The following is a 12,243-nucleotide window of genomic DNA, read 5'->3' on the forward strand; positions in this document are numbered from 1 at the left end:
ACCCTCACGCGTCTGCCTTGCGGGTGTCGGCCGGGCCGTCTCTCCAATCGTTCAGCACGTCGAGAATCGGCGTCAGCCCTTCCGTATCCACGAGGCGATAGACCTCCACGTCGCGCCGCGCGCTTTCGCCCCATCCGGCGATGGTGAGCGCCCGTTCCGCCTTGGAAAAGAGGCCGTGATTGCGGAGAGGCGCTGCATCGCGCACGGCCGCATCACGGGCCTCCGCATCGGGCCCGCTCGTCTTGCCGTGCTTGTCCAGCCAAGCCTTGCGAACGGCGGTGAGGTCCGTATCGCTGCCTTCGGCCTCCTCGTCCTTGAGTTTCTGCAGCTCGCTCTTCTTTAGCGGGCCCCATCCCGGCTTCGGCCATTCCACGAGATCGAGATCGTCGAGCACGCCCGCGAGCTGGTTCATCGCCAGCGCCTTTGCGCCTTCCGTCTCGGTGTCGCAACTGTAGAGGTTCGGGATGACGAGATACGAGTGCGTCTTGTGATAGATGAAATGGCGGCGCACCCATTCGATGTCCGCGTCTGGCGCGCGTGCAATGGCGGTCGCGATCGCGGATTGGATTTCGCGCCGCTTGTCGCCCGCCATCTCCGGCCGCCGCGCCGGAGGATTGAGAATGGCGAGCACCAGAAGACCGAAGTCGATGCCGATCGAGGCGAGCAGCGCGATAAGGTCGCGCCCCGTGATCGGATCGCCCGCCTCCGTTGTCGTCGCAGGCTCCGAGCCGAGCGTGACCACGTAATGCATGAGGCTGTACGAATACGCGCCGATGTTCTTCCAGAGGTTCTTCACCGCGTTCGCGACACCCGCGGGCCCTTCGCTGAACGCGGCATCGCGCAGCTTTACATCCGCGGGCTGACCCGCCTGGTCGGCGGCCTGCGTGAGGCGTTGGGCGAGCGTCGGATCGTAGCATGAGAAGCCGGGCTGTCCCGGCGCGACGGACACCGTTTCCGCGAGTGCCCGCATCTCGGCGGCCGTCGATTTTCCGAGCTCGTTCGAGCGCGCCGCGATGTTGCGGGCCGAGCCTCGGATTTGCGAGGCCATGGTCTCGAAATTGCGCTGCCGCTCTTCGACGCTGGCGCCAGCAAGCGATTGCGCGCTCTGGCGGAGCTGCTCCACCTCGGCCTGCACCGGCTCGAGCCAGCTCCGCACCATTCCGTCGCGCAGCGTGGCCACGGAATCGCGCACCCCGCGCCGCGCATTGTAGAGCGGCCCCCGTCCTGCGCCCGATGCCGTGCCGCAGCTCCCGCCGCTCGTCTCCTCGCGAGCCATCTGGCTTTCTGACCACGAGACGACGTTGTCGAGCTGCGAGCGGACCGCGTCGAGGCGTGCGGCCACCACCGCGCTCGCGTCGCGCGCGTCCTCCTGCAGCCCCGAGAGGCCGGTGCGTGTCGCTTCCTGGCCGGAGATCAGGCTCCACCAGAAGCCGTAGCCGAAGCCGATCGACCAGATTGCGAGGAAGACATAGAGCACGAACATGATGACGCGGTCGCTGAAGTCACGACCCGCCCCGAAGGTTTCACGCAGTGCGAGCCACATGAGGAAGGTGAGCGACACCACCACGCCGATGACGAGAATGTCGTTCGGGATCGACATGGATCCCGGCTCGGGGCCGGTGGGCGTGGCCGACACGCCGACGATGAAATCCCGCATGCCGTGCCAGGTCGCATAGCCTGACAGGAACAGCAGCATCAGAGAAGCGACGCCGATCAGCGTGTTGCGCCCGAAGATGTAGTCGAGACGCCGCCGCCAGCTTCCGGTCGGCTTCGATGCGGCTTCGGCCATGACGCAACACCCCCTGGGTACGAGTACCTTGCTCCCAACGGGCGGACTTTAGGGGAAAGCGGCCGGGATGTCGCGGCGCAAGCTTGGAGGCACCGCCGGCAGGAAGCGGGGCGTAGCATCGGCGCAACGGCCGCGTGCAGATCGGCTATCGCTTTTGCTCGCCAGGCCGGATTTCGACGACGCGCGCGCCTTCTCCGATGGGGCCGCGCTTGGAGGCGTCCTGCGCACGCGCCTCGGCGTCGTCCGGGGCGGCGTGTGACGCCTCGCTCGGCCGGGACGCGGCCGGAGCCGGCTGCGGAGCGCCGCCGCCGGCCGTTGCGGCGTTGAGCTGCTCGAGCTTCCGGAAGCGCTTCCACGTCATCGGGATGGCCGCCAGGTAGAGCAGTGTCGCGATCGTCAGCGTGGCATACGGATAGGTCACGAGACAGGCCACCAGCGTCATGGCGAGGATGAAGATGGGCAGCACCCAGTCGCGCACGATCCGCTCGCCGAGCAGCTTTCCGGAGTAGGTGGGGATGATGGAGACCATCATCACGCCGATCAGGATCGTGTAGGCGAGCACGAGGTTGAGCAGCACCGGTGAGGAGCGGAGATCGAGGCCGAGGTGCCCGAGATAGATCGGCAGCAGCACCAGGATGGCGGCGGCCGGCGTAGGCACGCCCATGAAGAAGTCCGATTGCCATTTCGGCCGCTCGTCGTCGATCAGCGTGTTGAAGCGCGCGAGCCGCAACGCGGATGCGAGCGCGAACAGCATCACCGCGATCCAGCCGAGGCTCTTGTGATCGCCGAGACCCCACGTGAAGATCATGATGGCGGGCGCCACGCCGAAGTTGACGAAGTCGGCGAGGCTGTCGAGCTCCGCGCCGAACCGCGAGGACGCCTTGAGCAGGCGCGCGATGCGCCCGTCGAGCCCGTCGAGCAGCGCAGCGAACACGATAGCCGCGAGCGCGAAGTCGTAGCGTCCTTCGATGGACATGCGGATCGAAGTGAGGCCGGCGCATAGCCCCAGCAGAGTGAAGAAGTTCGGCACCATCATGCGCACCGGGATGCGCGCGTGGCTGAACATGCGCCGCCTGCGCCTGCGCCGCGTTTCCTTCTCGAGCTGCGGTACGATCGGATCCATGTCAGCCCTCCTCGCTCCGGCCAGTGAGCGCTTCGGACCCAGCGGGCCCGAAGCAAGCCTCACGTCCAACGAACTTAGTGACGGCGTGCTTCGCGTTCCGGCTCGGTCGAGCGCAGGTCTGAAAGCACGGTCTCGCCGCCGATGGCCCGCTGTCCCACGGCAACCGCCGGGAACGCACCAACCGGCAGATAGGTATCGACGCGCGATCCGAACCGGATGAGCCCGAACCGCTCGCCGACGCCGATGTTGTCGCCCTCGGCCGCCAGCGTCACGATGCGGCGCGCGACGAGGCCCGCGATCTGCACGACAGCGACCTTGGTTCCCGTCGGCGTCTCGATCACGATCGTGCGCCGCTCGTTCTCCTCGGACGCCTTGTCGAGGGCGGCGTTGAGGAATGCGCCCGGAATGTAGAGCGAGCGGATGATACGGCCCGCCAGCGGCGCGCGCTGGATGTGAACGTCGAACACGGACAGGAAGATCGAGATGCGCACGCGCTCCTCGTCGCCGAGGCCCAGCTCGGCGGGCGGCCGCACCTTCTCGATCAGCGAGACCTTGCCGTCGGCCGGCGCGATGATCAGCCCCTCGCGCAGCGGCGTCACGCGATCGGGATCGCGGAAGAAGTAGATCACCCAGCCCGTGATCAGCGCTGCGATCCATCCGAGCGCAGGCCAGATGTAGAACAGCAGCAGCGTTGCGACGAGGCCGATGACGATGAACTTGTGACCGTCGCGGTGCACAGGCGCCAGGCTGTCGGTGATAGTGTCGAGCAATGAATGCCGATCGGACATTCGTCCTCCTGATCCCTCATCCAGCGCGCACGAGCCGCGCGGGAGAAAATTACCACAAAGCGGCGGGCCGGGGACCGGTCCGCCGCAGAATATCGAAAAAACGGGCCGTTAGAATGGAATGGCGACGAAGCGCGTATCCCCCTTCACGTCCTCGACCAGAAGCAGCACGCTCTTGCCGCCCGACTTCTTGACCTTCTCGATGGCCGCCTCGAGATCGGCCGGCGTCGTCACCGGCTCCTGCTGAGCCTCCGTGATAACGTCGCCGGCTCTGATGTTCTTGGTCGCAGCCTGGCTCGAGGGGTCGATGTCGGTAACGATCACGCCCTTGACCTTGGCGTCGAAGCCGAGGCGGCTGCGCACGTCGTCCGTGAGCGGGCTCAGCGTGAGCCCCAGGACCGACGTCGAAGGCTGCTCGGGTTTCTCTTCCTTTTTGTCGGTCGAGGCAGGCTGCGGGTTGTCCTCCTCGTCGTTAAGCGTGCCGACGGAGACCGAAAGCGTCTTTTTCTGTCCTTGCCGCAGAACCTCGACATCGACCGTCTTTCCGATCGGTGCCTGCGCGACGAGCTTCGGCAGGCCGCGCATCGTGGTCACGTCCTTGCCGTCGAACTTGAGGATCACGTCACCGGCTTCGACGCCGGCCTTGGCGGCGGGCGAGTCGGGCGTCACGCCCGCAACCAGCGCGCCCGTGTTCTCCGGCACGCCGAGGCTCTCGCCGATGTCCTCGCTGATCGACTGGATCTTGACGCCGAGCCACCCGCGCTTGACCTGCCCGAACTCCTTGAGCTGCGAGATGACGGCGGTGACCGTATCGGCGGGAACGGCAAAGCCGATGCCGATGGAGCCGCCAGTCGGAGAGATGATGGCGGTGTTCACGCCCACCACCTCGCCGTCCATGTTGAAGAGCGGTCCGCCCGAGTTGCCCTTGTTGATCGCCGCGTCCGTCTGCAGGAAGTCGTCGTAGGGGCCCGCGTTGATGTCGCGCTGCTTGGCGGAAATGATGCCGACCGTGAGCGAGCCGCCGAGGCCGAAGGGATTGCCGATCGCCATCACCCAGTCGCCGACGCGGAGATTGGCCGAGGAGCCGAATGGCACGGAGACCAGCGGCTTCTTGGGCGTGACCTTGAGCAGGGCGAGGTCGGTCTTGGTGTCCCGGCCGAGCACCTTGTCGACCTTGAGCTTCGAGCCGTCGTGGAAGTTGACGATGATCTCGTCGGCGCCTTCGATGACGTGGTTGTTGGTGACGACGAGACCTTCCGTTCCGTCGATCACGAAACCGGAGCCGAGCGAGGAGACCTTGCGTTCCGACGGCGGCGTCCGCCCGCCCTTTTTGTTGAAGAAGTCCTCGAAGAAGTCTTCGAACGGCGACCCCTTCGGCACCTTCGGCAGCGGGACGCCTTCCGGGCCCTTCGCGATCTGGCTGGTGGAGATGTTGACGACGGCGTCGATCAGCTTTTCGGCGATCGGCGCGACCGATTGCGGCCCCCTTTGCTCTGCCGCCGCCGGGGCCGCCGCAGCGAGGCTGCCGGCCTGGAGCGCGGCGAGCGCAAAGGCGAGGGCCGGGAGCCGGCCGAATACGCGTCGCCCAAGAGTGGTCGTCATCGGGAACTCCTTCTCAGACCATGATCGGGGCAGACCTTTTAGGTTCTGGCGTGCGATCCATGGCCGAAACCCATGATCAAGCCGGCCGGAATTGTGTTCGTTCATATCCTCGCCCGGCGCGTCAAGTCGCTTAGGCTCCGGGCTTTTCTTGTTCTGCTCGAAGCTAGAGCGCATGAAGCGGGCAGGACGAGGTCCAGCCCGCTCCAAAGTGTGAGATCGCCGTGAGCCTGTCAACGCGGCTGAGAGGCGGATGGTCAGGAGAAGCTTACCCCCTGACCAGCCAGACGATGAGCGCACCGAGCGCGACGGCCACCCAGCCTGCTCTGCGCAGGCTTTGCTCAGGGGTGGCGGCGGCCGTCGCCAGAAGATAGCGCCCGAGATCGGGTGAGAGCGCCCAGATCAAGCCCTCGATCACGAGCACCAATCCGAGGGCAACGACCAGATCGCTCATTGTTTAGGCAGAGCCGCTCCCGCACCGGCAGGGTCGGAGAAGTACTTGAAGAAGTCGCTGTCGGGCGAGATCACCAAGCGCGTGTCGCCCGGCTTCAGGCCCTGCTCGTAGGCCTGCATCGAGCGATAGAACGCGAAGAAATCCGGATCGCGCCCGAAGGCTTCGGCGAAGATGCGGTTACGCTCGGCTTCGCCCGAGCCGCGCAGCTCCTCACCCTTGCGGGTTGCTTCCGCCTTGATGACGGTGACCTCGCGGTCGGCCGTCGCCTTGATGCGGTTCGCTTCGCCCGTGCCCTGCGCGCGGAACTCGGCAGCCTCACGCTGGCGCTCGGCGCGCATGCGCTCGAACACGCTCTTGAGGTTCTGCTCGGGCAGGTCGGCACGCTTGATGCGCACGTCCACAACCTCGAGGCCGAAGTCGCGGCCCTCTTCGTTCACGTTGGCTGCGATCTGCTTCATGAGCTGCTCGCGGCGGTCACGCACGACGTCCTGGAAGGTCGCGGCACCGAGCGCGCGGCGCATGGCCGATTCCACGATCGGGCCGAGACGCGAGCGCACCGCCCCCTCGAACCGCAGCGTCTGATAGAACTTGAGCGGATCGACGATCTTGTAGCGGGCGAACGCGTCCACCTGCAGACGCTTCTGGTCCGACGCGGTGACTTCCTGCGTCGAGGTGTCGAGGTCGAGGATGCGCTTGTCGAAGATGTCGACCGTCTCGACCAGCGGCAGCTTCCAGTGAAGGCCAGGCTGCTGGACGACACGCTTCGGCTTACCGAACTCGAGCACGAGCGCCTGCTCGTTCTGGTGCACGATGAAGGCCGAGGCATAGACGGCTGCGGCTGCGGCGCCGAGAACGACGACGAGAAATGCGAGGAATGCGCGCATATCAGTTGCCTCCCTCGGTCGTCTGGCGGCGCTGCTGGAGCTGATCCAGCGGCAGGTAGGGCACCACGCCCTGGCCGCTCTTGCTGTCGATGATCACCTTGTCGGTGCCGCCCATCACGCGTTCCATGGTTTCGAGGAAGATGCGCTTGCGCGTGACTTCCGGAGCCTTCTTGTACTCGTCGTAAACCTTGAGGAAGCGGGCCGTCTGGCCTTGCGCTTCCGCCACTGTCTGCTGCTTGAAGCCCTCTGCGCCCTGGAGAATGCGCTCTGCCTCGCCGCGGGCCTCGGGCACCACCTTGTTGGCGTAGGCGAAGGCTTCGTTCTGCAAGCGCTCCTTGTCGGCGCGCGCCGCCTGCACGTCGCGGAAGGCGTCGATGACCTCGCCCGGCGGGTCGACCTTCTGCAGCGTCACCTGGTCGATCTGGATACCCGACTGATAGCCGTCGAGAATTTGCTGCATGAGCTGGAACACGGCAGCTTCCGTCTTCTGGCGTGCTTCCGTCAGGATCGGCTGGATGTTCGATTGGCCGACCACCTCGCGCATGGCGCTCTCGGCCACTTCCTTCACGGTGTTGTCGGGGTTCTGGATGTTGAAGAGATACTGGGCGGCATCCTTGATGCGCCAGTAGACCACGAAGTCGATGTCCACCGTGTTCTCGTCGCCGGTGAGCATCAGGCTCTCTTCCTTGACGTCCTGCACACCCGCGCCGCCGAAACCGCGATCGAAGCTTGCGGAGCGCATGCCCACTTCGATGATGTTCTGGCGCGTGACTTTGGGACGAATGACCTCCTCGACCGGGTAAGGCCAGCGGAAATGAAGGCCGGGCGGCTCCTGGCGCACGTACTCGCCGAACCGCATCACGACGCCGAGCTCATCTGGATCGACGCGGAAGAAGAAGGCATACCAGGCCACGACCGCCGAGGCGACGATCGCCGCGAGGAAGGCCAGGGGACCGGGAATGCCGCCGCCATGCATGACCTGCTTCATGCGGTCCTGGCTGCGCTTCAGCATTTCCTCGAGATCGGGCGGTTGCGAGCCGGGTCCCTGGCCCCAGGGACCACCGCCCCCGCCGCCGCCTTTCCAGCCGCCGCCGTTTCCACCGCCGCCGCTCTGATTGCTCCAAGGCATATGATCTCAGCCCTTCGATTGTGGATGATGGCCGGGAAAGCGCAATGAGGTGACCCTTTCCAAGGGCCCTGGATCGCTTAAGTCCCGGATGGGATTGCGCTTCGCTTATAGGGGAGGAGACCGGTCGAAGCAAATGCGCCGCGTAGAAATTGGTTTGCGCAGGCCGCCCGTCAAGGCGGGGCTCCGCCAATTCTTTCGGCGGGCCGGGTCTAGTTGCGTTCGAGTATCCGGAGGGTCGCCGTAACGTCGTCCTTTTCGCTCGTGGGCAGCGGCTGGCTTTCCACTTCCTTCCAGGCCGAAAGATCGACCTCCGGGAAGGAAACATCCCCCTCCGGACGGGCGTGGATCGTGGTCCAGTAGATGCGGTCGGCGTGCGGGAGAGCGGCCCGGAACACGTCCGCCCCCCCGATAACCATGATCTCGTCGGCGGACGACAGCGCGGTGCGCGCCAGCGTCCGGGCGAGGGTCAGCGCGTCGGCGAGATTATCGACCACGCTCACACCTGCCGGGGCCTCGAAAAAGGGGTCCGTGGTGAGCACGATGTTCTCGCGCCCGTCGAGCGGTTTCTTGAGCGACTGGAAGGTCTTGCGGCCCATGATCACGGGCTTGCCCAGCGTCAGGCGCCGGAACGTCTTGAGGTCCGACGAAAGCCGCCAGGGCAAGGTGCCGTTGGCACCGATCACGCCGTTCTCGGCCACGGCAACGATGAGAGAGACGCGCATGGATTAAACCGCTGTCCGCGCTGTGGGGAGAGCATCTCTACCGTCCACATCATGCTTGTCCAGACACCGGCCTCCGCCGGTGTGACGTCGTGAGATGGAGAAGCGGCCTGCCTCGACATTAACGTCATCCCGGCGAAGGCCGGGATCCAGGCACGTAGATTGTGGAGCACTGTTCATCTAAACCGCCACCGGTGCTGCGATATGGGGGTGCGGGTCGTAACCCTCGAGCGCGAAGTCCTCGTAGCGGAACGCGAAGATCGAGCGAACGTCCGGGTTGATCGACATCTTGGGCAGCGGCCGCGGCGTGCGCGAAAGCTGCAGGTCCGCCTGCTCCAGGTGGTTCACGTAGAGATGAGCGTCGCCGAACGTATGCACGAACTCGCCGGGCTCTAGCCCCGTCACCTGCGCCATCATCATCGTGAGCAGCGCATAGCTCGCAATGTTGAACGGCACGCCAAGGAACACGTCCGCCGAGCGCTGGTAGAGCTGGCACGAGAGGCGCCCCTCGGCCACGTAGAACTGGAACAGGCAGTGGCACGGCGCGAGCGCCATGTCCGGAATGTCGGCCGGGTTCCAGGCCGAGACGATGATGCGGCGGCTGTCGGGATTGGTCTTCAGCGTCTCCACGACCTCGCTGATCTGATCGATCGTCCGCCCGTCCGGCGCGGCCCAGCTTCGCCACTGCTTTCCGTAGACCGGGCCGAGACTGCCGTCGGGGCGTGCCCACTCATCCCAGATCCGCACGCCGTTCGCCTTGAGATAGGCGACGTTGGTGTCGCCCGCGAGAAACCAGATCAGCTCGTGAATGATAGATTTGACGTGCAACTTCTTGGTCGTGACCAGCGGAAACCCGTCCCTGAGGTCGAACCGCATCTGATGCCCGAAGATCGACAGCGTGCCCGTCCCCGTCCGGTCGGACTTGGCGGTGCCTTCGGTGCGCACGCGGCGCAGGAGATCGAGATATTGCTGCATGGTGGCGTCCTAGCCCGATTCCGCTATGGCGCGAACAGAGAGACGATCGAGAGCGAGAACGCGTTGATGACGGCGTGCGCCACCACGACGGCCCGCATCGACCCCGTGCGCTTCATGATCCACGATAGCCCGATACCGGCCAGGAACACGCTCACGAGGCCCGGCCAAGAATACCCCCAATGGAGCAGCGTCCAAAGCAGGGAGGAGAGCACGGCTGCCGGCCAGAACCCGAGCGCGGTCTTGGCCAGCGCTGAAAGCAGGAAGCCCCGGAAGGTCAGCTCCTCCCACAGCGGCGCCAGAATGACTGCCGCGATCGCGACGCCCCACCAGTAGGGAGAGCGCAAGCCGTCGAGAAGCCACCGCCCGTCCGTGAAAAGCTCGAGCCCCGCCAGCCGGTAGAGCAGGATCTCGACGGGCCCGATGAGAACGATGAGCAGCAACCCGAGCCCGACGGCTGTAAGCCACGGCGTCGGCGGCGTGGCGAGCCGCAAGGTCTGCGCCCTGGCCCCGCGCCAGCCCGCAGCTCCCCAGAGAATGGCGAGCGAGAGAAGCTGGCCGATGATCATTTGCGCGAGCAGGAACGGCGAGGCGAGAGACGCTCCGCCCTGCGGGATGATTTCGCCGTCTACCCCCAGGAGACCGGCCCTCTCGACGAACACGCCGGCAATTCCGACCAGGATGGGCGCAAGGCTCACGACGAGTGCAACCAGGAGCGCGCCCGCCGGCCGCCACGGCGTATCGGGCCGATAAGTCGCGCTGTCACCGTCGGCGAGTGTGGGGTCGGACATGGCGGGAATACCTTGCGCGTGAGGGCTCGAGGTGGATGGGAGGGATGCCTTATGCCATTTGCTGCTATCCGGCGACAACTTGGCAGCGGAAGGGCCGGGTTTGAGGCACTTTTATTTCTAATCCTCCCGGCATATATTTAGATCGCCGGATTCGTCCGGCTATGGCGATAAACGCGACCGTAATAAGCCGTTCGGACCCGGGGGCAGTACCCGGCGCCTCCACCACAAGCTCATGGGGTTTCAAAGGCCTCCTGGGACTTGGCCACGGACCCTCCTCCGTGAGCTGGTGATGGGGGCGAACTAGGATCGACGAGGGTGTAAAGGGTTTAGCTTTTGCCCGGCATGATACCACCGTCATCGGGTCATTCAGAATAGTTGCCAATGACAACTATGCTGAGGCTGCTCTCGCTGCGTAATGCGGCGCGAAATGCCTAACTACTAAAGTCCTCGCTCCTAGCCGAGCAAGGCGCGGTCTGGGGGGCACCGGGCAACAGAAGCCTCCCACTCATTCTTTGCGCTCTCATCTTTGCGATCCTGGGGGACGCGAGGCGCGATCGGGGACGAAGCGGCACGGCATGACGGTTGAGTCGACGATCGACTATGAGGGACTCGCGCAAGAAGCGATGCGCGGAGTCGTACGCAAGGTCATAGCAAGCACGGCGAAGTCCGGCTTGGTAGGCGACCACCATTTTTACATTTCCTTCGACACGGAGGCTCCTGGCGTTTCGCTCTCGAAGCGCCTCAAGGAGAAATATCCGCGCGAGATGACCATCGTCCTTCAGCACCGCTTCTGGGACCTCGCCGTGACCGAGGACCGCTTCGAGGTGAAGCTGACGTTCGATGGCATCCCCGAGCGCCTCGTGGTGCCGTTCGCGGCCATCAAGGTGTTCTTCGATCCGTCCGTGCGTTTTGGCCTCCAGTTCGAGGATCCGAACGCCACGCCTGAGGGCCGCGCACAGGCGCAAGGCAACTCCTTCGACGGCATGGTGGCACCGCGGCCCGGCGCGACACGGGCGAGCCACACGCGCAAGACGCCGCGCGGCGCACGCAAATCTCAGGTCGCCGAGGATGGGGCAGACACCAAGTCGCCCGCCTCCGAGGAGGAGGCCGCTCCGGCATCCATCGAGACGTCTGCTGCCAACGCAGCGCCTCCCTCGCCGACACCGCTGGCCGCCAAGTCCGCGACCAAGCGCCCGGCCGCCGCGAGCGATGAGGCCGGCGAGGGCGGTGCCGATGCCGAGGCACCCGCCAAATCGGGCGGCGCCGAGATCGTCAGCCTCGACAAGTTTCGCAAGAAATAGAGATCGCGAGCATCCGCTCATGAGAACGCTTCGGACCCCAAGGTCCGAAGCGTTATGTTTTGTGCGGAGGCCCGACTGCGTTCAGCGGCGGCCGAGCGGATGCTCGAAGCGCTCGCGCGCCCAGCGGCGATGGTAGGCGCGGTAAGGCCGGTAATAGTAACCGTCATCGTAGTAGGTGGAGTAGCGCGGATAGTAGCGGGGATAATACCCACCGCCGTAGTAGCCGTAATAGCGCGGGTAATAGCCGTAGCCATATCTATAGGCGGGTCCGATGTAGATGCTCGGGCCGTAGAAGCCATAGCCACCCCATCCCCAGCCGCCACCATACCAGCGCCGATGACCAATGCTCTCGACGGGGAGGGCGCCTGCGCGCTGGGCCTCGGCCGTGGCGGCGGCTTGAGCGGGAGCGAGCGGGCCTGCGAGGGAGGAGGAGGCAAATGAAGCGATACAGATCAGGACTGCTGAGACTGCGATCGCGGGACTGAAAATCTTGAAGATACGCATGACGGAATCTCCTTGGGCCGAGCGCAGATGCGACCCGGCGCAACAAGACAAAACGCACTCGCCCGGAAGGTTCCTTAGGTGCGATCCGCGCCTATCGCGCAGATGAATGGATGTTCAGGAAGATGGCAGCTAAGTGGCTGAAATTTTTTCATTTTTTCGAGACGGAAGCGCGCAGTGCCTGGCGTTCTTCTCT

The 12,243-nt window shown here is 65.1% G+C and carries 12 protein-coding genes and 1 other RNA gene; 2 read left to right on the forward strand and 11 right to left on the reverse strand.

What is annotated here, in order from left to right:
- Window positions 1-4: 4 nt before the first annotated feature.
- From F812_RS0106455 to F812_RS0106500, 10 genes are all read right to left on the reverse strand, one after another.
- Entirely contained in the window at window positions 5-1,789 is a 1,785-nt protein-coding gene (locus tag F812_RS0106455) for a hypothetical protein (RefSeq protein WP_020085146.1), read from the reverse strand.
- A gap of 145 nt (window positions 1,790-1,934) precedes the next feature.
- A complete protein-coding gene (gene pssA, locus F812_RS0106460; RefSeq protein ID WP_020085147.1) occupies window positions 1,935-2,912 on the reverse strand; it encodes a CDP-diacylglycerol--serine O-phosphatidyltransferase in 978 nt (325 codons plus the stop codon).
- 74 nt (window positions 2,913-2,986) lie between these two features.
- Window positions 2,987-3,700 carry a phosphatidylserine decarboxylase gene (locus tag F812_RS0106465; protein WP_020085148.1) on the reverse strand — a complete coding sequence of 238 codons (714 nt, stop codon included), beginning with the start codon at window positions 3,698-3,700 and terminating at the stop codon, window positions 2,987-2,989.
- A gap of 108 nt (window positions 3,701-3,808) precedes the next feature.
- Window positions 3,809-5,299: a Do family serine endopeptidase gene (locus tag F812_RS0106470; protein ID WP_020085149.1), complete on the reverse strand. Its 1,491-nt coding sequence runs from the start codon at window positions 5,297-5,299 to the stop codon at window positions 3,809-3,811.
- A gap of 265 nt (window positions 5,300-5,564) precedes the next feature.
- Complete coding sequence (locus F812_RS0106475) at window positions 5,565-5,750, reverse strand: DUF2065 domain-containing protein (protein WP_020085150.1); 186 nt, start codon at window positions 5,748-5,750, stop codon at window positions 5,565-5,567.
- Complete coding sequence (gene hflC, locus F812_RS0106480) at window positions 5,747-6,634, reverse strand: protease modulator HflC (protein ID WP_020085151.1); 888 nt, start codon at window positions 6,632-6,634, stop codon at window positions 5,747-5,749. Before hflC ends, F812_RS0106475 begins: the two co-directional genes overlap by 4 nt.
- Before the next feature lies 1 nt (window position 6,635).
- Window positions 6,636-7,763, reverse strand: a complete 1,128-nt coding sequence (gene hflK, locus F812_RS0106485; RefSeq protein WP_020085152.1) for an FtsH protease activity modulator HflK — start codon at window positions 7,761-7,763, stop codon at window positions 6,636-6,638.
- Between the two features lie 209 nt (window positions 7,764-7,972).
- Complete coding sequence (locus F812_RS0106490; RefSeq protein WP_020085153.1) at window positions 7,973-8,485, reverse strand: dihydrofolate reductase; 513 nt, start codon at window positions 8,483-8,485, stop codon at window positions 7,973-7,975.
- Window positions 8,486-8,662: 177 nt separating this feature from the next.
- The gene (locus F812_RS0106495) at window positions 8,663-9,457 is read right to left on the reverse strand and encodes a thymidylate synthase (RefSeq protein WP_020085154.1); all 795 of its coding nucleotides are present in this window, start codon (window positions 9,455-9,457) and stop codon (window positions 8,663-8,665) included.
- Window positions 9,458-9,480: 23 nt separating this feature from the next.
- Window positions 9,481-10,245 carry a CPBP family intramembrane glutamic endopeptidase gene (locus F812_RS0106500; RefSeq protein ID WP_020085155.1) on the reverse strand — a complete coding sequence of 255 codons (765 nt, stop codon included), beginning with the start codon at window positions 10,243-10,245 and terminating at the stop codon, window positions 9,481-9,483.
- Between the two features lie 105 nt (window positions 10,246-10,350).
- Here F812_RS0106500 and ssrA point away from each other — a divergent pair.
- Window positions 10,351-10,751, forward strand: a transfer-messenger RNA (tmRNA) gene (ssrA, locus tag F812_RS26030).
- A gap of 69 nt (window positions 10,752-10,820) precedes the next feature.
- The gene (locus tag F812_RS0106505) at window positions 10,821-11,546 is read left to right on the forward strand and encodes an SspB family protein (protein ID WP_020085156.1); all 726 of its coding nucleotides are present in this window, start codon (window positions 10,821-10,823) and stop codon (window positions 11,544-11,546) included.
- 81 nt (window positions 11,547-11,627) lie between these two features.
- Here the strand turns inward: F812_RS0106505 and F812_RS25325 are convergent, their stop codons facing one another.
- The gene (locus F812_RS25325; protein WP_020085157.1) at window positions 11,628-12,050 is read right to left on the reverse strand and encodes a hypothetical protein; all 423 of its coding nucleotides are present in this window, start codon (window positions 12,048-12,050) and stop codon (window positions 11,628-11,630) included.
- Between the last annotated feature and the right edge of the window lie 193 nt (window positions 12,051-12,243).

Source organism: Hyphomicrobium zavarzinii ATCC 27496 (assembly GCF_000383415.1).
GTDB lineage: Bacteria > Pseudomonadota > Alphaproteobacteria > Rhizobiales > Hyphomicrobiaceae > Hyphomicrobium_C > Hyphomicrobium_C zavarzinii.